We start from the raw sequence: 20,430 nt of genomic DNA on the forward strand, positions 1-20,430 counted from the left end.
TGGACGCGATGACCGAACCGCTTCTGAAGGTCCGGAATCTGGTGAAGCATTTTTCTGTCCGGGGCGGCATCCTGGGGCGCGAGGTGGACCGCGTGCATGCCGTGGATGGCGTCAGTCTGGAGCTTGACGCCGGCGAGACGCTGGGCGTGGTCGGCGAATCGGGCTGCGGAAAATCGACCACCGGGCGCTGCATCCTGCGGCTGATCGAGCCGACCTCGGGCGAGGTCTGGTTCGAGGGCAAGGATGTTATGGCGCTGGACCGCAAGGGGCTGGCCGCGCTGCGCCGCGACATGCAGATCATTTTCCAGGATCCCTATGCCTCGCTGAACCCCCGCATGACGGTGGGGTCGATCATCGGCGAGGCGCTGATCATCCACAATCTGGTGAACAGCCGGCAGGAATTCGAGGACCGGATCGTCGATCTGCTGGAGACGGTGGGCCTGAACGCCGATCACATGCGGCGCTTTCCGCATGAATTTTCCGGCGGCCAGCGCCAGCGCATCGGCATTGCCCGCGCCCTTGCCGTCAGCCCGAAGCTGATCGTCTGCGACGAGCCGGTCTCCGCGCTCGACGTGTCGATCCAGGCGCAGGTCATCAATCTGCTGGAGGATCTGCAGGAGAAATTCAGCCTCACCTACCTGTTCATCGCCCATGATCTGTCGGTGGTGGAGCATATCAGCACGCGGGTCGCGGTGATGTATCTCGGCCGCGTGGTGGAGATCGCCCCGGCCAACGAGCTTTATACCAACCCGCTGCACCCCTATACCGAGGCGCTGCTCTCGGCGGTGCCGATTCCCGACCCGACGGTGGCGCGCAACCGCATCATGCTGCAGGGCGATGTGCCCAGCCCGATCAACCCGCCACCGGGCTGCCATTTCCACACACGCTGCCCGATCAAGCAGATGCCTTTATGCGGCACCGAACGGCCGGAACTGAAGCAGACCAAGGAAGGGCACTGGGTGTCCTGCCATCTGCGCGGCTGAGTCCGTCAGCTTCTGGTGCGACCGGCCAGCCACAGAACCGGCAGCAGCACGACCCCGACGGCTGTTCCGATGCCGACCGCACCGCCGATCAGCGCGACGTAATCCGCCAGCACGGCGATATGGCGGAAGCTGGCATCTGTCCAGAGCGGCAGCAGCAGCGCCGTCAGCAGCGCCGCGGCGATGCCTGCCAGCAAGGCGATAAAACGCGGCTTGCCGCGATCCGCTGGCGGTGCCGCGCGCAAGGCCAGGATTGACAACACGATCCAGCCGGCGGCCAGCGCCACCAGCAGGTAGAGCCAGGCGCCAAAAAATTCCAAGGCGCTGAAATAGACGGTTCCCATCGACAAGCCGGACATGGCGTTCTCCCTTAACCGAAACCGCGCAGCATGGCGGCATAGACCGGCCGCAGCGCCTTTTCCTCGACAATCCAGGCGGCCCAGCTTTCCGCCAGCGGGTCGATCAGCGGCAGGGTTGGAATCAGCCGCCCTTCATAATCGAACTCGACCAGCATCGCCTGACCAATCCGGGTGATCATCGGGCAGGAGGTGTAGCCGTTATAGACGGCGGACGGCGGCTTGCCCGCCATGGTGTCGATCAGATTCTGCACCGCGACCGGCGCCTGCCACTTCACGCTGGCGGCCGTCTTGCCGCGCGGCACGCCATTCACGTCGCCGACGCCGAAGATGTTGGGATAGCGGCGGTGCTGCAGCGTGTCGCGGTCCACCTCCAGCCAGCCCTGGGCGGCGAACGGGCCTTCCTTCCAGCTCAACGGGCCATCGGCGACCGGCGGCGCGGCGCGCATCGGCGGTACCACATGCAGGAAGTCATAGCGCATCTCCACACTCTCCGCCCCGTGGCGGAAGCGGGCGATGCGGCGGCCGGGATCGACGGCTTCCAGCACATGGCTGTAGGCGACCGAGATATCGCGCCCGGCGAACAGCTCCTTCACCTTCTCGTTCACCGGCTTCACGCTGAACAGCGTGCCGTCATGCGCGGCATAGGTCACTCGCGCGCGGGACCGCATGCCGGTCTCGCGCAGCCGGTCGTCCGTGATGAAGGTCATCTTCAGCGGCGCGCCGGCGCATTTCAGATCACCGGGCGGGCGGGTGAACACGGCGTCGCCGCCCTGCTCGCGGAAATGCGCCATCGCCTGCCAGGTGCGGAACGCGGCCTCCGGACCGGCATAGACGCTGCCGATACGATGCTCCGTGCCGATCAGCCCCTTTTCCATGCCCTCGATCAGGTCGTAGCGCAGATCGAGGCCGGTGGCGACGATCAGGAAATCGTAGGGTACCGCCGTGCCGTCCTTGGCCACGACACGGTTCGCCTCGGGATCGAATTCGGCGACCTGTGAGCGCACCCAGCGCACGCGGGAGGGAATGTAACGCTCATTCGCCCACTGCACCCGATCCGGACTCCACAACCCCGCTGCCACCAGCGTGAAACCCGGCTGGTAGAGGTGGGTGATGCGGTCGTCGATCAGGGTGATCTCCGCCCGGTCCAGACGGCGTGCCAGTTGCGCCGCTACCGCCAGGCCGGCGGCACCCGCCCCGGCGATGGCGATGCGGGCCGGTGTCTTTTGCGCCAGCGCCTGGGTACTGGCGCGTGACGAGGCAAGGGGAAGGCCCGCCGCCGCAACCGTTACCGCCAGCGTGGCCCTCAGGAAGGCGCGGCGGTCGAGCCGCGAGAAATCAATGTCCGGCATGGGGCGCATTCCTCCATTTCCGAGGGGTGGGTGATTGCCGCCCCTCGCCATTATCGGCTTATATTTGAAAATATAAAGATATGAGCCCGATGCGCTCATTGATCTGGATCAAGCGGCCGGTCTGGAGGGTGATTCGGCCTTATACCGTCCGGGAAGACGCGGTCAGCCCTGTTCCGCCAGTTCCTCCAGCGCATCGAAATCGCGGATGTCGATATGGCTGGAGGGCAGCAGGGCGATCACGCCGCTCTGCTTCATCTTGGTGAAGACGCGGCTGGTGGTCTCGATGGTGAGACCGAGATAATCGCCGATTTCCGACCGCTTCATCGCCAGCGGGATCGGGGTCGGCTTCTGGCCGCGCCGCTCGGCCCGCCTGGAGAGCATCAGCAGGAAGGAGGCCAGCTTTTCCTGCGCCGTCTTGCGGCCCAGCAGGACCATCTGGTCCTGTGCCGCCGCCAGTTCGTTGCTGGCCATGCCGAACAGCCGTTTTTCCATCGTCGGGAATTTCTCCAGCGCCTCCTGCAGGGCCGGGCGCTTGAAACGGCAGACGGTTGCCGGCGTCAGCGCCTCGGCGCTGTAGCGATAGGTATGGTCGCTGCCCAGCCCCAGAAAATCCCCCGGAAACAGGAAGCCGGTGATCTGCCGCCGGCCGTCGGTCAGCAGCCGATAGACCATGATCGTGCCGGCGGTGATGTTGAACAGATGGTCGGCGGGGTCGCCCTCGCTGAACAGCGTACCGCCCGGCTCCAGCTGGCGTTCGCTGACGATACTCACCATGTGCTGCAAATCATCGTGGGTCAGCGGCGCACAGATGGTCAGGCCACGGACCTGACAGGCATTGCAGGGCGAACCGAGTGCCCCTTCCTGCCAGTCGCAATGGAGTTTTCCTGTGCTTGTCGCGCCGGTCACGAAAACCATCCTTCCACCGAAGGGCAAAGAGCCCCTGCGGGAACAGCAAGCCATCTCTGCCCGTCAAGTTCCAATGTTCATTCGGAACCGTAGCGTTGATGCAAATCAATGCCCTGCTTTCCGGACGATATCAGTATGCCCCACTAGGCACAACAAGGGGTGGCAGAGGTGCGTGCGTTTTCCATACGCCCGGTGACAGCGAATCTGGTCGAACAGGCCTTTCCTGTCGTGCAGGCGGCCGCGCCGGAAGTTACGCTCGAACAATGGCGGGCCTATGCCACCGGCTCGCCAGAAGAGGGGGCTACCGGCCTGACCGGCGCCTTCAACGAGCAGGATTATATCGTTGGCCTGTTTGCCTATCAGCGCGAGCAGCATCTGCATTATGGGCGCATCCTGCGCATCTGCCATCTGGCGGCGGTCGATCTGATCGATGCCGAACCGGTGCTGCTTGCACTGCTGCAGGCGATCGACGATCTGGCGCAGTCGCGGGGATGCGGGGCAATCCTGATGGCGACGCCGTCGAACTACATGAAGGTCGCGGCACATTGGCTGCATCCGCTGTTTGCGGCGCGCGGCTACCTGCTCGACAATCCGCAGATCCGCAAGGTGCCGACCTCCTAAATCTGCAGCACCATGCGCGCCAGGGCGGGGTCTTCCTCCGACTCCATCGCGGTGAATCCCAGGTCGCGGCAGAGCTGCAGCATGGGCTGGTTCTCGCGCAACACATCGCCGAACACTTCCCGGATGCCGCGCTGCCGTGCGTGCGCGATGATGAGATTCATCAGCCCATAACCGATGCCGCGCCCTTTCAGATCGCTGCGCACCAGGATGGCGTATTCCGCGCGTTCATTATCCGGGTCGCAGCTGATGCGCACCACGGCGGATATCTCCGCCTCCGGCGCCTGGCCATGCCCGGGGGTGGGGCTGAGGATGGGGCTGGCGATCAGCGCCATTTCCCGGTCATAGTCGATCTGGGTCAGGCGCGCGGCCAGCGCCGGCGGCAGCGATTTCAGCGGCGAGAAGAAGCGCATGCGGATATCCTCCGGCGCCAGCCTGGCGAACAGCGCCTGCAGCGCCGGGCCGTCCTCCGGCCGGATCGGCCGCACGGCATAGCGGCTGCCGTCGCGCACGACCATCTCCTGCTCCAGCTCCTGCGGATAGGGCCGGATCGCCAGCCTTGCGGTGCCGCTCCGCTCCGGCTTGGCCACCCGGATGCGGGCATCCAGCGCGATCACGCCCTTCTCGTCTGCCAGCAGCGGATTGATATCCAGCTCGGCGATCTCGGCAAAATCGCACACCAGCTGCGATATCTTGATGAGGGTCAGCGCGATGGCGTCCAGGTCGGCGGCGGGCCGGTCGCGGTAGCCGCGCAGCAGCCGGATGATCCGGGTTTCGGCCATCGTCTCGTGCGCCAGCTTCATGTTCAGCGGCGGCAGGGCGAGCGCCTTGTCGTCCAGCAGTTCGACCGCCGTGCCGCCCTGGCCGAACAGCAGCACGGGGCCGAACTGGCGGTCGTCGGTCATGCCGACGATCAGCTCGTGCGCATGCGTCCGGCGGATCATCGGCTGCACGGTGAAGCCCTCCAGCCGGGCCTTCGGCTGCCGGCGGCGGATCGTGGCCAGCATCGTCTCGGCCGCCAGGCGGGCTTCCTCCGGCGTTTCGAGATTCAGCGCCACGCCGCCGGCATCGGATTTATGGGTGATGTCGGGCGACAGGATTTTCAGCGCCACCGGCCCGGCCATCTCCTCGGCATGGGTGGCGGCCTCGGCCGGGGTGCGGGCGATGCGGGTCGGCACGACGGGGATCTGGTAGGCGGCCAGCACCTCTTTCGCCTCGGATTCCGACAGCCAGTCGCGCCCCTCGGCCAGGACCGCACCGAGAATTTTGCCGGCGCGGTCGCGGTCCGGCACGAAATTCTCCGGCAGCGAGGGCGGGGTTTCCATCAGCAGCGCCTGATTGCGCCGGAACTGCACCAGATCCATGAAGCCGCGCACCGCCTGTTCCGGTGTGGCGTAGGTCGGGATGCGCTGCTCGGTGAACAGGTGGCGGGCCTCGGCGGCGGCCGGATCGCCCAGCCAGTTGGTCAGCAGGGTACGCTTCGAGCCTGCCGCGGCGTCGATGATGGCGCGGGCGACCTCGGTGCTGTCGGCCACCGCCGTCGGGCAGTTCAGCACCAGCACGGCATCGCTGTTCGGGTCGGCCAGCAGCGCCTTCAGCGCCTCGGCATAGCGTGCCGGCGGGGCGTCGCCGATGATGTCCACCGGATTGCCGCGCGACCAGGTGGCGGGCAGCGCCGCGTCCAGCCGGGCCATCGTCTCCGGCGCCAGCTCGGCCAGCGTACCGTGGAAATCGATCAGCGCGTCGGTGGCCAGCACGCCGGGCCCGCCGCCATTGGTCAGGATCGCCAGCCGCTCGCCCTGCGGCGGCCGGGCCGTGGCCAGCGTCTCCACCGCATCGAACAGTTCGCGCATCTCATAGACGCGCAGCGCGCCGGCCCGCCGGAAGGCGGCGTCATAGACCGCATCGGACCCGGCCAGTGCGCCGGTGTGCGAGGCAGCCGCCCTTGCCCCCTCCGCATGGCGGCCGGCCTTGATGATGATGACCGGTTTCAGGCGGGCGCAGGCCCGCGCCGCCGACATGAATTTCCGCGCGTCGGTAACCGCTTCGATATAGAGCAGCACCGCCCTGGTGCCGGGATCGGCGGCCAGATAATCCAGCATGTCGCCGAAATCCACATCCGCCATGTCACCCAGCGACACGAAATGCGAGAAGCCGACGCTGCGTGCCGCCGCCCAGTCCAGCACGGCGGTCACCATGGCGCCCGACTGGGTGACGAAGGCGATGTCGCCGGCGCGCGGTGCTATATGTGCGAAGCTGGCGTTCAGCCCGGTGCCCGGCGCCATGATGCCCAGGCAGTTCGGCCCGACGATGCGCAGCAGGTGCGGTTTTGCCGCATCCAGCGCTGCCTGCCGCAGTGTGCCGCCGTTCCCGTTGCCATTGTGGTCGGGCGCACCCAGGCCGGCGGTGATGATGATGGCGGCTTTCGTGCCGCGCGCGCCCAGCTCGGCGATCAGGCCGGGCACGCTGTCCGGCGGGGTGCAGATCACCGCCAGATCGGGCGTCAGCGGCAGGCTGGCGACATCCGGGTAGGCCAGCACCCCTTCCACCGCGCGATGCTTCGGGTTGACCGGCATGACAGGCCCTTTGAATCCGGCGTTGAACAGGTTGCGCGCCACCACCGCGCCGACCGATCCGGCCCGCGTGCTGGCGCCGATCAGGGCCACCGAGGCGGGCTTGAAGAGATGTTCCAGATTGCGAACGCTCATGCGTGCTCTCCTGTCGGGGCGGTTAGCGTTTGCTCAGGCCACGCGCTTCATAGTCGCGCAGCGCCGCGCGGATCACCGGGGCCAGAATGTACAGTCCGGCCAGATTGGCCAGGGACATGGCGAAGATCATAGAGTCGGAGAATTCCAGCACCGATTCCAGATTCATTGTCGCGCCGATCACCACGAAGCCGCAGAAGATCAGCTTGAACAGAATGTCCAGCATGCGGTTCTCGCCCAGCAGATACGCCCAGCATTTGCTGCCGTAATAAGACCAGGCGACCAGGGTCGAAAAGGCGAACAGATTGACCGCCAGCGCCAGCACTGCCGGGAACCAGGAAAACGCGCTGGCGAAGGCGCTGGAGGTCAGCGCCACGCCGTTCACCGCACCGGGCGGCGGGATGACGCCGGTCACGATGATGACCAGCGCCGTCAGGGTGCAGATCACCACCGTATCGATGAAGGGCTCCAGCAGGGCGACATAGCCTTCGGTCACCGGCTCCTTCGTCTTCACCGCCGAATGGGCAATGGCGGCGGAACCGATGCCGGCCTCATTGGAGAAGGCGGCGCGCCGGAAGCCCTGGATCAGCGTGCCGAGGAAGCCGCCGGTCACCCCTTCCGGCGAGAAGGCGCCGCTGACGATCATGCCGAAGGCCCAGGGAATCCGGTCGTAATTGAGGATCAGGATGAGAAGGGCGGCGGTGCAGTAAACCGCGGCCATCAGCGGTACCAACTTCGAGGTGACCCGCGCGATCGAGCGGATGCCGCCGATGATGACGAGGCCGACCAGAACCGCCACGATCAGCCCGTACAGCCAGGCCTTGTCGGCGAAGAAGCTGGATGCGCCGCCGGTCGCGCCGACGAACTGGCTGTAGGCCTGGTTCACCTGGAACATGTTGCCGCCGCCCAGCGACCCGCCGATGCAGCAGACTGCGAAGAAGGCTGCCAGGAATTTTCCCAGCCGGGGCAGGCCGCGATCCGCCAGCCCGTGGCTGAGGTAATGCATCGGTCCGCCGGAAACCGACCCGTCTTCATTCACCCGCCGGTATTTCACGCCCAGCGTGCATTCGGCGAATTTCGAGGACATGCCGAGCAGGCCGGCGAGGATCATCCAGAAGGTCGCTCCCGGCCCGCCGACCGAGACGGCGACCGCCACGCCGGCGATGTTGCCCAGGCCGACCGTGGCGGCCAGCGCCGTCGAGAGCGCCTGGAAGTGCGAGACCTCGCCCGGCGCGCGGCTGGGCTCGCGCACCTTGCCGGTGACCAGCCGTACGGCATGGCCGAAGCCGCGCAGATTGACGAAACCCAGATAGCCGGTGAAGAAGCAGGCGCCAAGGATCAGCCAGACCACGATCAGGCTGATATCGGCACCGGCGACGCGCACTGAATAGAAGACGATGCCGGCGACCGCATCGGCATAGGGCGACAGCCGGTCGTCGATATAGCTATCCAGCGAGGCGAGGCTCATTTCGGGGCCGCTTCGACCATGCGCTGCAGCTTGCGCATGAGGCGTTTGCGCGCCGCATCGTCCTCCATGCCGCGCAGCCGCTGCTGTACGTGCAGCATCAGTCGCGCATAGTCATTGTGCCAGTCATGCCCGGCCAGCGCCTCTGCCTCGGCATAGCGGTCGAGGCGGCGTGGCGCACCATCCGGCGGAATCCGTACGGGGCGCTTGCCGTCCAGCCGGTAGCTCTCGTCGATATGCGGCACGGTGATGGCGGATAGCTCCTCCTTCCAGCCGGCAATCGCGCCGCGCAGGCTGGCTGCCGCCTCCACTTCGCCATGCGTCAGGAACAGGCCGCGCCGGACCGGCAGCCTGTCGCGCAACCAGTCCAGCAGCTCGTCATGGTCGGCGTGGCCGGAATAGATTTCCAGCCTGCGGATGCGCGCCTTGACCGCGATCTCGTCGCCCTGGATGCGTACCCTGCGCTCGCCGGCATCCAGCAGCGCGCCCAGCGTGCCCGGCGCCATATAGCCGATCAGCAGTACGGTGGCGTTGGCGCGCCACAGATTGTTCTTCAGATGATGGCGGATGCGCCCGGCATCGCACATGCCGCTGGCCGAGATGATGATCGCCCCGCCCTTCACCTTCTCGATCTCCATGCTTTCCTGAACCGTACGGGTGAAGCGCACATTGCCGGCGGCGAAGGGCTGCGGCGTTGGGGTGCGCACGCCGCCCTCGGCGTTGAGAAAGCGGGTAAACACCTGGGTAATCTGGGTAGCGAGCGGCGAATCGACGAAGATTGGTACGCTGGGCACGGTGCCGTCGGCGATCAGCTTGTTCAGGTCGGCCAGCAGCTCCTGCGTGCGCTCCACCGCGAAGGCGGGGATCACGAGGTTGCCGCCGGCCGACAGTGCGGCATTGACCTCTCCGGCCAGCACGGCGCGGCGCTGCAGCGGGTCCAGCTTCGGCCGGGTGCGCCCGCCATAGGTCGATTCCATGACCAGGATGTCGAGGTCGCGCGGCGCTTCCGGGCTTTTCACCAGCGCCTTGTTTTCCGGCCCGATATCGCCGGAGAACAGCAGCTTCATCGGCTTGCCGTTGCCCTGCGCCAGCGCCAGCTCGATGGAGGCCGCGCCCAGGATGTGGCCGGCGTTCCAGAACCGCGCCTGGATGCCGGGGGCCACCTCGAACCAGGTCTCGTATTCCCGCGTCTCGATCTGCGCCAGCGCGTCATGCGCGTCCTGCTGGGTATAGATCGGTTTCAGGGCCGGCAGGCCGCGGCGCTGGTTGCGCCGGTTCAGCCGCTCCACCTCCATCTCCTGGATCGAGCCGGAATCCGGCAGCATGAAGCGCAGCAGCTCCGCCGTGCCCTCGGTGGCAATGATGGGCCCCTTGTAGCCGGCCCGGGTCAGTTTCGGAATCAGGCCGCTATGGTCGATATGGGCATGGGTCATCAGCACCGCGTCGATCCGCTTCGGGTCGAACGGCCAGGAATCGTAGTTCAGCTGCTTCAGCGTCTTGTCGCCCTGGAACATGCCGCAATCGATCAGCAGGCTCTTCTTGCCGACATCGAGGCGGTAGCAGGAGCCGGTGACGGTGCCGGCGGCTCCATGGAAGGTGAGGGTGATGCTCATGCCGTTTCCGCGACTCCATCCACGAGATAGCCCGTGTCCTGTCCCGCCAGTTCGGCGGCGAAATCCAGATCCGCCTTCAGCCCGGCATGGATGCGGTACAAAGGCTCACCCGCGCGCACCGGGTCGCCGGCTTTTTTCAGCAGATCGACGCCCGCCCCCTTGAAGGCCGGCGCACCGGCCATGCGGGCGACACGGGCGATGCGCAGGCAGTCGATGGCCTCCACAATACCGGCGCGCGGCGCCACCACCTCATGGCATTGGGTGCTGGGCTCCAGCTTCTGACTGGCCGGTCCCTGCGCGTCGATAATGCGCTCCATGGCCTTCAGCGCTTCCCCGTTTTCCAGCAGTTCTCGGGCGCGGCGGATGCCTTGCCCGCCCTTCACATTGCGGTCGCTCTCGATCAGCGCGCCGGCCAGCAAAAGGCTGCGCTCGCGCAAATCCGATGGGGCCTCGGGATCGTTGCGCAGCACCGCCATGACGTCGCGCGCCTCCAGCACCGGGCCGACGCCGCGCCCGATGGGCTGGCTGCCATCGGTGATGATCGTCTCCAGCGTCAGCCCGACCGCACCGGCGATGTGCTCGAACAGCTTGCGCAGCCGGATCGCCTCGCCCTGCGAGCGCACCTTGGCGGTGGGGCCGACCGGAATGTCGAGCACCAGATAGCGCGAGCCGGCGGTCAGTTTCTTCGACAGGATGGAGGCCACCATCTGCTCGCGCGTGTCGATGCCGAGCGGGCGTTCCACCGTGATCATCACATCGTCGGCGGGCGACAGATTCACCCGGCCGCCCCAGACCAGGCAGCCGCCGATGCGCTCCACGATGGCGCGCATCTCGTCTGTCTCGATATCGACCCGGGCCAGCACCTCCATCGTGTCGGCGGTGCCGGCGGGGGAGGTGATGGCGCGTGACGAGGTTTTCGGAATAATGAGGCCATGCGCCATCACCAGCGGCACCACGATCATCGAGGTCCGGTTGCCGGGGATGCCGCCGATGCAGTGCTTGTCCACCACCCATTTGTCGCCCCAGTCCAGCCGGTGGCCGACGGCGGCCATGGCGCGGGTGAGGTTCAGCACTTCCTCCGTGGTCATGAAGCTGGCGCAGGCCACCAGGAAGGCGGCGATCTCCATCTTGGAATAGCGCAGCGCGGCGATGTCGCGGATGACGGCATTGTAGTCGGCGGCCGACAGCACATGGCCCTGCGCCTTGGCGCGCACGGCTTCCAGACTTTCCAGCGGCCGGGGATGGCCGATGGAAACCGGTGTGCCCTCGGGCAGGCGGAACAGGCGGAAGGCTTCCTCCGACAGGCCCAGCTCGTCCGGCGTCAGCAATTCAGGATCATCGACGATGTTCAGCGTCGCCGGCATCTGCCGGCCCGGCCCGACCACCTCGATCTTGGCCAGCGCCTGGAATTCCTCCGGTTGATAGAGGGTACAACCGCGATTGAGATAGACGATGCTCTCGCGGTGGGTGTCGATGCCGATGCGTTTGAGTTTCAACATGCGTGCAAACTAGCCGTTCGCCGGTATGGTGAGGTTGATCTGGGTCAAGGATCGCCAACCGAAGATGCATTTGGTTCTGGCAAGGCTGTCGTCGGCAGCATTTCGTCCCATCATGCCGATCACAGCGTCCATCCTCCCGTCGGGAAAGTGCCATGACGTTACACGATACCAACCCGCTTGAGCAGCGCTCGCTGATTCACAATACCGCACCGCTCGGCCGGATGAGCCGGGAAAGGCTGTGGCTGAAGGTGCTGGCCGGGCTGGCTATGGGCATCGCCGTCGGCACATTCCTGGGGGAGACGACGCTGCTGCCGTCATACTGGATCGCCCGCCTGGTGGAATGGCTGGCCTTTCCCGGCCATCTGTTCCTGGCGCTCATCAAATTCGTCGTGGTGCCGCTGATCCTGGCGTCGGTGGTGCGGGGTATCGCCGCCGGCGGTGATATCGACACGCTGCGGGCAATGGGCGGGCGCGTGGTGGCGATCTTCACCGCCATGACCGCGCTGGCCGTGGTGATCGGTATGGCGCTGGCCTTTGCGCTGCAACCCGGCCTGCAGATCGACAGCGGGTTGATCGCCTCGATGGCGGGTGACACTTTGGTCTCCGGCATCGCGCCGGTGGGCGGCGATCTTCCGCTGACCGACCGCATCATCGGAATCATTCCGCAGAATCCGTTTTCCGATCTGGCCGAGGGCTCGATGCTGCAGATCGTCATCGGCGCGGCGTTGATCGGTGGCGCCTTGCTGATGGTGCCGGGCGAGCAGGCACGGCCGTTCTTCGATCTGATGGGGTCGATCCAGGCCGCCTGCATGGTGGTGGTCGGCTGGGTCATGAAGCTGGCCCCCTTTGCGGTGTTCGGCCTGCTGTGCGAAATCACGGCGAAGGTCGGGCTGAGCGCCATTGTGGGCGTGGCCGCCTATGTCGGCACCGTGCTGCTGGGGCTGGGGCTGCTGTACGCGGCCTTCATCCTGCTCGCCTGGCTGGCAGGTGGGCGGCGACCGCTCACTTATCTGAAGGCGGTGCGCGAGGTGACGCTGCTGGCCTTTTCGACCTCCAGCTCGGCTGCGGTGATGCCGATGTCGCTGCGCACGGCGGAAGACAAGCTGCATGTCAGGTCGGCGGTGTCGCGTTTCGTGGTGCCGCTGGGCACCACCATCAACATGTCGGGCACCGCCCTGTATCAGGGCGTGGCCGCGGTGTTCCTGGCGCAGGTGTTCGGCATCGAACTGGGCCTCGCCGCTCTGGTGCTGATCGTGGTGACGGCGGTCGGCACCTCCATCGGTTCGCCCGGCACGCCCGGCGTGGGGATCGTCATTCTGGCGACGATCCTGACCGGTGTCGGCATCCCGGCGGCCGGTATCGCGCTGATCATCGGGGTGGACCGGCTGCTCGACATGTGCCGCACGGCGGTGAATGTGAACGGCGATCTGGTGACGGCGCTGCTGATCGAACGCTGGTCCGCGCGGGAGGATGAGACACCGGCCTGACCGGAGACCAGACGCACGGTGGCGGTGATCAGGAAGCCGGCGTGCCGCCTTGCCGCGCGCTTGCCGACGCCGGGAGATTTCCATATATACGAACAAATGGAAATGACGCGACTCTCTGCGGCGGCGGAACAGGCCAGCGAACTGCTGAAGGCACTGTCCAACCCGACTCGCCTGAAAATCCTGTGCAGCCTTGTCGAATCGGAAAAATCGGTGGGGCAGATCGCCGATGTGCTGGACGTGCGGGAGAACAATGTCTCCCAGCATCTGGCCCTGCTGCGCAAGGACAGGCTGGTCAGCACCCGGCGCGACGGGCAGACGATCTATTACCGCATCGACGATCCGGCGGCGCAGCAGGTCATCGCCCTGCTGCACGATCTGTTCTGCGGACCGGAAGAGATATCCCGGCGGCGATAAACGGCAGGACCGTCAGGCGCCGCTTACATAGGCCGCCATCTGGCGCACTTCCTCCTGCGCTTCCTCCAGCCGCCATTTCACCACATCGCCGATGGAGATCATGCCGGCAAGGTGGCCGTCCTCGACCACCGGCACATGGCGGAACCGGCCTGTCGTCATCAGCTCCATGACGTCGCCGATCGACTGATCCGGCCGGCAGGTCACCACCTTGGCGGTCATCAGCCGCGAGACCGGGCCGTCCAGGCAGCTTGCCCCTTCGGCGGCCAGCGTGCGCACGATGTCACGCTCGGACAGGATGCCGGCGATCTTCTCCTTGTCCAGCACCAGCACCGAACCGATGCGCTTTTCCGCCAGCAGCTTTGCCGCGTCGGACACCGCCATGGTCGGCGGCACGGCGACGACGTCGGAGCCTTTGGTCTTCAGAATATCGGATACCAGCATGGCCTTATCCTCCCGTCTGTTTCTGGCCGTCTTTTGCAGGCGGGCGCCCGGGGCCACGCGGAAGAGACAGCGCCGGAACCGGGCGACCCGATTCTCTATAGACGTATTTATTGTTTCTAATGTTCCGATGATGGCCCGGAACAGGCGGCTTGGCAATCGCGGCAGGCCGAGAAGTGGACAGGTCAGCCCTGCAGTCGCCGGAAGATCAGATGGTCCAGCGAGAAACGGCCCGGCCCCAGCGCCAGCACGGCGAACAGGATGGAAGCCCAGAACATGTGATGCGACACCCAGGCGTCGGGATAGACGAAAAGCTGGATCACCAGGGTCATGGTGAGCAGGCCCAGCGCGCCCAGCCGGGTCGCCAGCCCCAGCACCAGCAGCACCGGCAGGATATGTTCGGCCAGCGTGGCGAGATGGGCGGACAGCACCGGGAAGGGCAGGCCGTATTCATGCTCGAACAGGAAAAAGGCGCTGGGGCTGGGGGCGAAGATGTTCCAGCCCTCCACCTTGGTGCGGGCCGAGGCCCAGAACACCCAGGCGACCGGCAGGCGCAGCGCGAGCAGGGCGAAGGGCTGAAGACGGTCGGTTATGGCCTGGCCAGCAGCGAGAAGCTGGTGCGGTGTCATGCTGTGTCTCCGGTCGGCAGGGTGAAAATCGGCAGCGCGGCCAGACGCTGGAAACGCGCGACCAGCCCCGCGCCTTCCTGCTGCGGCGGGCAGGTTTCGGCGATGCGGGCAAGGGACCAGCCAGCCTTCAGGCGGCGCAGCAGGTGCAACTCGGCGACGGTGATTTCGGTGTATCGGACGGCAGGCCCGTCGCGATAGATCAGCACGGATTGCGGCCGGTCCTCGATCTCTTCGTCACCCGTTGTGTCACCGCTGTTGGCGGCATGGATGGCGAGGGCGGGATGGCGCGAGGCGATCAGCCGCACGGCGGGATGCAGCGGCAACGGTATTTCCGCGAGGCTCTCGCCCAGCGCCAGCAGATCGTACGGCGTCGCGGCGGGGGCGTCGGCGGCATGCAGCACCTCCAGCGCGGCGCGTTCCAGCCGCGCCACATCGGCCAGATAGGGCAGGGTGCGGGCCGGTGGAAACCGGTACAGGAAAGCCGGGAAGCGGTCGCCATAATGGGTGAGGCCGCGCGTGCGCGGCAGGTTCTCCGCCACATAGAGCCGCGCCATGGCGGAGAAGAAGTCGTCACCGACCAGCCGCCGCACCACCGGATAGGCATCGGCCAGCGCCTGGGTCAGCCCGTGATGCACATTGTTCAGATAGACCGCGAAGCGCCGGGTCAGCGGGTGCCTGCCCTGCGGATCGTCGACCAGACCGGCGGGAGGTGTGTCCTGCCAGCGCAGCGCAGCGGCGAAGTTGGCCTGAACGATTTCAAGCATGAGCCGGCTCCCGCGCCAGCGCGGCGATAATCCCGTCGGCCTTTTGCACCTCGGCGGCCAGCACCGGCCAGGAGGGCACGTCATTGTCCCATTCGATCAGCGTCGGGCGCGGGCCGATGCGGGCAATCAGCGCCTCATAGAGCTGCCAGACCGGAGCCGGCACGGCGGTGGAATGAGTGTCGATCAGCAACTCGCCTTCCGGATGGCGTTCGATTGTGTGGCCGGCGAGATGGATCTCGCCGATCAGATCACCGGGAAAAGCATCGAGATAGGCGGCGGGGTCGTACTCCATATTGCGGCCGCTGACATAGGCGTTGTTCACGTCCAGCAAAAGGCCGCACCCGGTGCGCCGGGCGAGCTGGATGAGAAATTCAGGCTCGTCCATTTCCGCCCCCTCGAAGCCAACATAGACCGACGGGTTCTCGATCAGCAGCGGGCGGCGCAGCACATCCTGCGCGATGACGATGTTGCGGCAGACAATGTCCAGCGCCTCTTCGGTGAGCGGCAGCGGCAGCAAATCGGCGAAATAGGTACCACCCTCGGCCGACCAGGATAGATGGTCGGAAATCAGGCCGGGATCGAAGCGGTCGATCAGCCGGCGAAATTCTTTCAGATGCCCCAGATCGGGCGGCGCCGCGCTGCCCAGCGACAGCCCGACGCCATGCAGCGACAGCGGATAATCGGCGCGCAGGCGCGTGAGCGCGGCCAGACGCGGCCCGCCCTCGACCATGTAATTTTCGGGATGCACCTCGAACCAGCCGATATCGGGACGGTCGTGCGCGATGTCGGCGGCATGCCCCAGCTTGAAGCCGGCGCCGGCGCGGGCAGGGATGGTCGGGTTGCCATGGGTCATGGGTGCCTCGCGGGATCGAAAAGGGCGGCACCCCCGGCACCGCCCTTTCCGTGGTCCGGCTTTCAGCTCGGCAGGTTACGCTTCAGCGCCGTCAGGCTGCCCTTCACTTCCTTACCGTCCATCGTCTTGATGACCATGGATTCGCAGGTGCCCTTCGGGACCAGCTTCCAGGCATTGCCCTGATAATCCACCTTCGAGGTGCCGGCGCAGGTGGTGCCGGGGCCGGCGGCGCAGTCATTCTTGCCGGCCATCGAGACGCCGAAGCACTTCTCCATATTGGCGGACTGGGCCTGCACGCCGTTGGCGGCGGTCAGGGTGAGGGCGGAAACCAGGGCGGCGCCCAGGGCCATGCTGTTGAGCTTCATCGTGATCCTCCTTCATGTCGCGGCGCGCGGCGTTGCCGCGTCTTCCGCAGATTTCGCATTAGTCGGCAACAAATACTGGGCAATGCTTTATTTGGCGTATGCCCGTTTATCGCCGGCACAGAATGGCGAATTACTGGAAGGGAGGAAAATCAACAGCAATCACGCTGATGTGAGGCGTGCGTGATCTCTTTAATGGCGCGGAAAACCGGAAGAATCCCGCGCCATGTCCTGTGCCGTTCCCGGTCAGGAATCGAGCAGTCCGCGCAGTTTCGTGACCGCGCTGTCGGGTGTCGTGAACACCGGCAGGCCGGTCGCTTGCGCTATCGGCCCGGCCATATGCGCCAGCGAGAACTGCCCCAGCACCAGCGCGTCGAGCGGCGGCAGGTTCTTTGCCGCCTCCAGCGCCAGCCGGTCATGCTCGGCGACATTGCCGGATTGCAGCGCGGCGATGGCGCCATCCACCAGGATGCCGTGGATATCGAGCGGCCTGCCCTTCTTCGCGGCGATGGCGGTCAGCTCGTCGCCCAGCAGCGTCAGCGAGACCGGGAAAGTGACCATCAGCCCGATGCGGCAGCCCTTTTCAAGCGCCGCCTCGAAGGCTGCCTCGCTGGGGCTGAACACCGGGATGGAGAGGTCCCGCTTCACCGCCTCGATGGCCGGGCCGAAGGCGGAGCAGGTGAACTGGATCGCATCCGCCCCGGTGCCGGCGGCGTAGCGACCCAGCGTCAGGAAACGTTCGATCATGTCGTCGGTCAGCTTGCCGCGCGCCGCGACATCGGCCGACAGCGAATCGTCGAGCAGATTGAAGATGCGGGCTTGGGGCCAGCCTGCCTCGAAGGCGCGCCAGGCGGGCACCTGCGATTCGCGCAGCGCGTGGATCAGCATGATGCGGGGCGTGGGGTCGGTCATGATTTCTCTCCGGCGCTCAGGGCGTGGTGGCGGTGATGCCGCCATCGACGACGATCTCGGTCGCGGTCACATATTTCGCCTCGTCGGAGGCGAGGAACAGCACGGCGTTGGCAATGTCCCAGGCCTCGCCCATATGGCCCATCGGCACTTGGGCGTTGCGCTTGGCGACGAAGCCATCGAAATCGCCGCCGGCATATTTGTCGGCCAGCCTTGTGACCAGCGGCGTGAAGATCAGGCCGGGCACCACGCAGTTCAGCCGCACCTTCTTCGCCGCGTGGATCACGGCGGTGGTCTTAGTGAACTGGATCAGCGCCGCCTTTGCCGCCGCATAGGCGACCTGCGGCTTGCCGATATAGCGCAGCCCGGCGACCGAGGAGATGTTCACGATGGCCCCGCCGCCCTGGCGCTCCATGACGGGGATCGCCGCCTTGCAGCCATTATAGGCGGTGGTGAGGTTCAGCTGCAGCTGCCGGTCCCAGACCTCCGGCGCCATCTCGACCGGGCCGCCCGGCTCCGACTGGCCGACATTGTTCACCAGAATGTCGAGCCGCCCATGGCGCGCGACGATGCCGTCCACCAGCGCCTGCACCTGCGCCAGGTCGGTGACATCGCAGCTGGCGACCTCGCAGAGGCCGCCCTCGCCTTCGATGATCTTCTTCGTCTCCTCGGCGGCGGCGAGATTGATATCGACGCCGACGACGATGGCGCCCTGGCGCGCGAACAGGGTGGCGATGGCCTTGCCATTGCCCCAGCCGGGGCCGCTGGAGCCGCAGCCGGTGACCAGCGCCACCTTGCCTTTCAGACTGAGCATTCTTGTGTTTTCCTTCGTTTCCGGATCACGCCTTGCCGCGCAGCTTTATCAACCGCAGCGGCGTATAGACCAGCACTTCGCGTCCATCCTGGTCGCGTACGCTGTTGCGGGTGCGCACCAGCCCGCGGTCGCCGCGCGAGGTCAGCCGATGCTCAATCACCTCGCAGAACACGGTGATGGTGTCGCCCACGCGGGTCGGCGCCTTCACGTCGAGTTCCATATGCAGGAAGGCGAGGCCGGTATCCTGCATCATCGGCAGCATCAGCCCCTCACAGAAGGAATAGACCAGCGCCCCCGGCACCACGCGCTCCGTCAGCGCCATCTCGCCGCGATGGGCGGTGTTGGTGAACAGCTCCTCGGTCAGCCAGGTCATGTTGCAGAAATTGACCAGGTCGGCCTCGGTCAGCGTGCGGCTGGCGGTGCGGAACCGCATGCCCTGGTGCAGATCCTCGAAATGAAAGCCGACCCCGATTTTCGGGATGTCATCGTGCCCGTCGCTCATGGGAGTTCCCCGTGGATGTTTTGCGGTGCTTTTCTCGTTGCGCGGAACGGTAAGGGCAGAAACCGGATATCGCCAGTGTCTTCATGACATGGGGGCCTTCATGACATGAGTGCCTTCATGACATGGGGGCCTTCGTGACATGGCTTGGTCTCTCTCGACATCGGCGGGCATGGGTCCAGTATAAGAAGGATCGTTTCGAACAACGCCGAGGTTCCTTTGGCCAAAACCCTTCCCTTCACCGCCCACACCCAGACCGGGGCGGTTCTCGATTTCTCCTTCCCGCTGCACAAGGACACTGCCTCGCCGATGCGGGTGTCGCAGCTGGTGAACACCCTCCTGGGCGCGCTCGACCGCGATGTCCGCACGCTGGGCGAGACCGCGAATGGCGACATTCTCCAGGCACTCGCCATGGCGCTGGCGGTGCGCACGGCGATGATCCCGGCACCGGCGCTGACCACCACGGCGATGGCGCATCAGCTGGTCGATGAGGCGCTGGGCGCGGTGGAGAGTGTCGTGCGTTCTGGCCCCGATGCTGGTCCCGATTCTGGCCCCGATAGCGGAACCGCCTGATCCCCTCTAGGATGGCGGAAACGGCAGTGAGGGAGGATGACATGGCGGAACTGGACAAGCCGGCAAAACGGCCCGCAGATGATTTCGTGGTGACGCATGCCGACGCGGCCGGGTTCGATGGCGGCCTGCGCGAATTCTTCGATTACCGCGATCTCGGCATGGCCGGGGTCAGCGGCGGCAAGGTGCAGGCGCATGTGATCCGCGCCAAGGACGGCCACAAGGCGACCGGCGGCTGGCATTATCACAATCTCGATTTCCAGATGGTCTATGTGCTGAAGGGCTGGGTGCGCTTCGAGTATGACGGCGTCGGCGAGGTGGTGCTGAAGCCCGGCTCCTGCGTCTATCAGCCGCCCGGCATCAAACACCGCGAGATTGAGCATTCGGCGGATCTGGAGCTGATCGAGATCGTCAGCCCTGCCGAATTCGAGACCGTGGCGATCGAGGCACCTTGAAAGCCGAGGAGTTGCAGGCCCGGGTGCTGCATCGTGACGGGCTGATGCTGATCATCGACAAGCCGGCGGGGCTGCCCTGCCATGCCGGACCGAAGGGCGGCCCCAATCTGGAGGCGCTGTTCGACGCGCTGCGCTTCGGCCTGCCGAAGCCGCCATCGCTCGCCCACCGGCTCGACCGCGACACCAGCGGCTGCCTGGTGCTGGGCCGGCACCGCAAGGCGCTGGCGAAGCTGGGACGGCTTTTCTCCTCCGGCGGCATCGACAAGACCTACTGGGCGGTGGTCGCGGGCGGCCCGGCCGAGGAGGCCGGCCATATCGACAAGCCGCTGTCGAAACTCAACAAGAAGAGCGGCTGGAAGATGGTGGTCGATCCGGAAGGCCAGCCCTCGCAGACCGACTTCCGCGTGCTGGGCCGGGCCGATGGCCCAAATGGTGGGGTGACCTGGCTGGAGCTGAAGCCGCTGACCGGCCGTACCCATCAGCTGCGCATCCATTGTTCTTCGATGGGCTGGCCGATTCTCGGCGACCCGGTCTATGGACCCGTGCCGGGCCAATTGGGGGGAGAAACTGGCGGCGTGCCGCTGCATCTGCATGCCCGTGCTGTCAGCGTGCCGCTCTATCCGAAGCGCGACCCGGTCTCTGTCACCGCCGAACCGCCCGCGCACATGCTGAAGGCGCTCCGGGCGTGCGGGTATGGCGGCTGATATGCACCGCCCGCGCTTGGCACCCGGGCGGGCTTCGT

General features: G+C 66.0%; 23 protein-coding genes. 8 read left to right on the forward strand and 15 right to left on the reverse strand.

Annotated features, from left to right (window positions below; all coding sequences use genetic code 11):
• Positions 1-8: 8 nt before the first annotated feature.
• On the forward strand, positions 9-983 hold the full coding sequence (locus tag BKM74_RS13555; protein ID WP_086466245.1) for an ABC transporter ATP-binding protein: 975 nt from the start codon (positions 9-11) through the stop codon (positions 981-983).
• A 5-nt stretch (positions 984-988) separates the two neighbouring features.
• Here BKM74_RS13555 and BKM74_RS13560 read toward each other — a convergent pair whose 3' ends face one another.
• From BKM74_RS13560 to BKM74_RS13570, 3 genes are all read right to left on the reverse strand, one after another.
• On the reverse strand, positions 989-1,339 hold the full coding sequence (locus tag BKM74_RS13560; RefSeq protein ID WP_086466246.1) for a hypothetical protein: 351 nt from the start codon (positions 1,337-1,339) through the stop codon (positions 989-991).
• An 11-nt stretch (positions 1,340-1,350) separates the two neighbouring features.
• Positions 1,351-2,688 (reverse strand): NAD(P)/FAD-dependent oxidoreductase, encoded by a 1,338-nt coding sequence (locus BKM74_RS13565; protein WP_086466343.1) that lies wholly within the window; start codon positions 2,686-2,688, stop codon positions 1,351-1,353.
• Between the two features lie 162 nt (positions 2,689-2,850).
• Positions 2,851-3,594: a cyclic nucleotide-binding domain-containing protein gene (locus BKM74_RS13570; protein WP_086466344.1), complete on the reverse strand. Its 744-nt coding sequence runs from the start codon at positions 3,592-3,594 to the stop codon at positions 2,851-2,853.
• Between the two features lie 168 nt (positions 3,595-3,762).
• Between BKM74_RS13570 and BKM74_RS13575 the strand changes: the two genes are divergently transcribed.
• Entirely contained in the window at positions 3,763-4,215 is a 453-nt protein-coding gene (locus tag BKM74_RS13575) for a hypothetical protein (RefSeq protein ID WP_140056088.1), read from the forward strand.
• Here BKM74_RS13575 and BKM74_RS13580 read toward each other — a convergent pair.
• Genes BKM74_RS13580 through BKM74_RS13595 form a run of 4 tightly spaced genes read right to left on the reverse strand, consistent with a single transcriptional unit; the run spans position 4,212 to position 11,494 of the window.
• Positions 4,212-6,920, reverse strand: coding sequence for a bifunctional acetate--CoA ligase family protein/GNAT family N-acetyltransferase (locus BKM74_RS13580; protein WP_086466248.1), 2,709 nt, complete (start codon positions 6,918-6,920; stop codon positions 4,212-4,214). The two genes, BKM74_RS13575 and BKM74_RS13580, sit on opposite strands and share 4 nt — an antisense overlap.
• 22 nt (positions 6,921-6,942) lie before the next feature.
• Positions 6,943-8,385 carry an alanine/glycine:cation symporter family protein gene (locus BKM74_RS13585; protein WP_086466249.1) on the reverse strand — a complete coding sequence of 481 codons (1,443 nt, stop codon included), beginning with the start codon at positions 8,383-8,385 and terminating at the stop codon, positions 6,943-6,945.
• Entirely contained in the window at positions 8,382-9,995 is a 1,614-nt protein-coding gene (locus BKM74_RS13590; RefSeq protein ID WP_086466250.1) for an MBL fold metallo-hydrolase, read from the reverse strand. The genes BKM74_RS13585 and BKM74_RS13590 overlap by 4 nt, the downstream gene beginning before the upstream one ends.
• The gene (locus BKM74_RS13595) at positions 9,992-11,494 is read right to left on the reverse strand and encodes a thymidine phosphorylase family protein (RefSeq protein WP_086466251.1); all 1,503 of its coding nucleotides are present in this window, start codon (positions 11,492-11,494) and stop codon (positions 9,992-9,994) included. The genes BKM74_RS13590 and BKM74_RS13595 overlap by 4 nt, the downstream gene beginning before the upstream one ends.
• Positions 11,495-11,646: 152 nt before the next feature.
• Between BKM74_RS13595 and BKM74_RS13600 the strand changes: the two genes are divergently transcribed.
• Positions 11,647-12,981: a dicarboxylate/amino acid:cation symporter gene (locus BKM74_RS13600; protein WP_086466252.1), complete on the forward strand. Its 1,335-nt coding sequence runs from the start codon at positions 11,647-11,649 to the stop codon at positions 12,979-12,981.
• A 102-nt stretch (positions 12,982-13,083) separates the two neighbouring features.
• A complete protein-coding gene (locus BKM74_RS13605) occupies positions 13,084-13,395 on the forward strand; it encodes an ArsR/SmtB family transcription factor (protein WP_086466345.1) in 312 nt (103 codons plus the stop codon).
• A gap of 12 nt (positions 13,396-13,407) precedes the next feature.
• Here the strand turns inward: BKM74_RS13605 and BKM74_RS13610 are convergent, their stop codons facing one another.
• The 5 genes from BKM74_RS13610 to BKM74_RS13630 all read right to left on the reverse strand — a co-directional run bounded on the left by BKM74_RS13610 (position 13,408) and on the right by BKM74_RS13630 (position 16,444).
• Complete coding sequence (locus BKM74_RS13610) at positions 13,408-13,836, reverse strand: CBS domain-containing protein (RefSeq protein WP_086466253.1); 429 nt, start codon at positions 13,834-13,836, stop codon at positions 13,408-13,410.
• Positions 13,837-14,018: 182 nt separating this feature from the next.
• Positions 14,019-14,462, reverse strand: coding sequence for a DoxX family protein (locus tag BKM74_RS13615; protein ID WP_086466254.1), 444 nt, complete (start codon positions 14,460-14,462; stop codon positions 14,019-14,021).
• Positions 14,459-15,226 (reverse strand): HvfC/BufC N-terminal domain-containing protein, encoded by a 768-nt coding sequence (locus BKM74_RS13620; RefSeq protein ID WP_176342537.1) that lies wholly within the window; start codon positions 15,224-15,226, stop codon positions 14,459-14,461. The genes BKM74_RS13615 and BKM74_RS13620 overlap by 4 nt, the downstream gene beginning before the upstream one ends.
• On the reverse strand, positions 15,219-16,079 hold the full coding sequence (bufB, locus tag BKM74_RS13625) for an MNIO family bufferin maturase (protein WP_086466256.1): 861 nt from the start codon (positions 16,077-16,079) through the stop codon (positions 15,219-15,221). Before bufB ends, BKM74_RS13620 begins: the two co-directional genes overlap by 8 nt.
• Positions 16,080-16,141: 62 nt before the next feature.
• The gene (locus tag BKM74_RS13630) at positions 16,142-16,444 is read right to left on the reverse strand and encodes a BufA1 family periplasmic bufferin-type metallophore (RefSeq protein ID WP_086466257.1); all 303 of its coding nucleotides are present in this window, start codon (positions 16,442-16,444) and stop codon (positions 16,142-16,144) included.
• Between BKM74_RS13630 and BKM74_RS18555 the strand changes: the two genes are divergently transcribed.
• The gene (locus tag BKM74_RS18555) at positions 16,434-16,628 is read left to right on the forward strand and encodes a hypothetical protein (protein WP_140056089.1); all 195 of its coding nucleotides are present in this window, start codon (positions 16,434-16,436) and stop codon (positions 16,626-16,628) included. The genes BKM74_RS13630 and BKM74_RS18555 overlap by 11 nt on opposite strands.
• A gap of 59 nt (positions 16,629-16,687) precedes the next feature.
• Here BKM74_RS18555 and BKM74_RS13635 read toward each other — a convergent pair whose 3' ends face one another.
• From BKM74_RS13635 to BKM74_RS13645, 3 genes are read right to left on the reverse strand one after another with little or no spacing between them, the layout of a single operon-like run.
• A complete protein-coding gene (locus BKM74_RS13635; RefSeq protein ID WP_086466258.1) occupies positions 16,688-17,353 on the reverse strand; it encodes an aspartate/glutamate racemase family protein in 666 nt (221 codons plus the stop codon).
• A 16-nt stretch (positions 17,354-17,369) separates the two neighbouring features.
• Entirely contained in the window at positions 17,370-18,164 is a 795-nt protein-coding gene (locus BKM74_RS13640) for an SDR family NAD(P)-dependent oxidoreductase (RefSeq protein WP_086466259.1), read from the reverse strand.
• A 25-nt stretch (positions 18,165-18,189) separates the two neighbouring features.
• A complete protein-coding gene (locus BKM74_RS13645; protein ID WP_086466260.1) occupies positions 18,190-18,666 on the reverse strand; it encodes a MaoC family dehydratase in 477 nt (158 codons plus the stop codon).
• Between the two features lie 216 nt (positions 18,667-18,882).
• On the opposite strand from BKM74_RS13645, the gene BKM74_RS13650 reads away from it, so the two are divergent.
• Genes BKM74_RS13650 through BKM74_RS13660 form a run of 3 tightly spaced genes read left to right on the forward strand, consistent with a single transcriptional unit; the run spans position 18,883 to position 20,392 of the window.
• Positions 18,883-19,236, forward strand: a complete 354-nt coding sequence (locus BKM74_RS13650) for a hypothetical protein (protein ID WP_086466261.1) — start codon at positions 18,883-18,885, stop codon at positions 19,234-19,236.
• A gap of 41 nt (positions 19,237-19,277) precedes the next feature.
• A complete protein-coding gene (locus BKM74_RS13655) occupies positions 19,278-19,688 on the forward strand; it encodes a cupin domain-containing protein (RefSeq protein ID WP_176342538.1) in 411 nt (136 codons plus the stop codon).
• A complete protein-coding gene (locus tag BKM74_RS13660; protein ID WP_086466262.1) occupies positions 19,685-20,392 on the forward strand; it encodes an RluA family pseudouridine synthase in 708 nt (235 codons plus the stop codon). The genes BKM74_RS13655 and BKM74_RS13660 overlap by 4 nt, the downstream gene beginning before the upstream one ends.
• Positions 20,393-20,430 lie beyond the last annotated feature (38 nt).

It is taken from the genome of Oceanibaculum nanhaiense (assembly GCF_002148795.1).
GTDB classification, from domain to species: Bacteria; Pseudomonadota; Alphaproteobacteria; order Oceanibaculales; family Oceanibaculaceae; genus Oceanibaculum; species Oceanibaculum nanhaiense.

Bases quoted from the DNA above. Each gene is read 5' to 3' on its own strand.
- BKM74_RS13555 (WP_086466245.1), top strand. From the start codon at position 9: ATGACCGAACCGCTTCTGAAGGTCCGGAATCTGGTGAAGCATTTTTCT.
- BKM74_RS13560 (WP_086466246.1), bottom strand. From the start codon at position 1,339: ATGTCCGGCTTGTCGATGGGAACCGTCTATTTCAGCGCCTTGGAATTT.
- BKM74_RS13565 (WP_086466343.1), bottom strand. From the start codon at position 2,688: ATGCCGGACATTGATTTCTCGCGGCTCGACCGCCGCGCCTTCCTGAGG.
- BKM74_RS13580 (WP_086466248.1), bottom strand. From the start codon at position 6,920: ATGAGCGTTCGCAATCTGGAACATCTCTTCAAGCCCGCCTCGGTGGCC.
- BKM74_RS13585 (WP_086466249.1), bottom strand. From the start codon at position 8,385: ATGAGCCTCGCCTCGCTGGATAGCTATATCGACGACCGGCTGTCGCCC.
- BKM74_RS13590 (WP_086466250.1), bottom strand. From the start codon at position 9,995: ATGAGCATCACCCTCACCTTCCATGGAGCCGCCGGCACCGTCACCGGC.
- BKM74_RS13595 (WP_086466251.1), bottom strand. From the start codon at position 11,494: ATGTTGAAACTCAAACGCATCGGCATCGACACCCACCGCGAGAGCATC.
- BKM74_RS13600 (WP_086466252.1), top strand. From the start codon at position 11,647: ATGACGTTACACGATACCAACCCGCTTGAGCAGCGCTCGCTGATTCAC.
- BKM74_RS13605 (WP_086466345.1), top strand. From the start codon at position 13,084: ATGACGCGACTCTCTGCGGCGGCGGAACAGGCCAGCGAACTGCTGAAG.
- BKM74_RS13610 (WP_086466253.1), bottom strand. From the start codon at position 13,836: ATGCTGGTATCCGATATTCTGAAGACCAAAGGCTCCGACGTCGTCGCC.
- BKM74_RS13615 (WP_086466254.1), bottom strand. From the start codon at position 14,462: ATGACACCGCACCAGCTTCTCGCTGCTGGCCAGGCCATAACCGACCGT.
- BKM74_RS13620 (WP_176342537.1), bottom strand. From the start codon at position 15,226: ATGCTTGAAATCGTTCAGGCCAACTTCGCCGCTGCGCTGCGCTGGCAG.
- bufB (WP_086466256.1), bottom strand. From the start codon at position 16,079: ATGACCCATGGCAACCCGACCATCCCTGCCCGCGCCGGCGCCGGCTTC.
- BKM74_RS13630 (WP_086466257.1), bottom strand. From the start codon at position 16,444: ATGAAGCTCAACAGCATGGCCCTGGGCGCCGCCCTGGTTTCCGCCCTC.
- BKM74_RS13635 (WP_086466258.1), bottom strand. From the start codon at position 17,353: ATGACCGACCCCACGCCCCGCATCATGCTGATCCACGCGCTGCGCGAA.
- BKM74_RS13640 (WP_086466259.1), bottom strand. From the start codon at position 18,164: ATGCTCAGTCTGAAAGGCAAGGTGGCGCTGGTCACCGGCTGCGGCTCC.
- BKM74_RS13645 (WP_086466260.1), bottom strand. From the start codon at position 18,666: ATGAGCGACGGGCACGATGACATCCCGAAAATCGGGGTCGGCTTTCAT.
- BKM74_RS13655 (WP_176342538.1), top strand. From the start codon at position 19,278: ATGGCGGAACTGGACAAGCCGGCAAAACGGCCCGCAGATGATTTCGTG.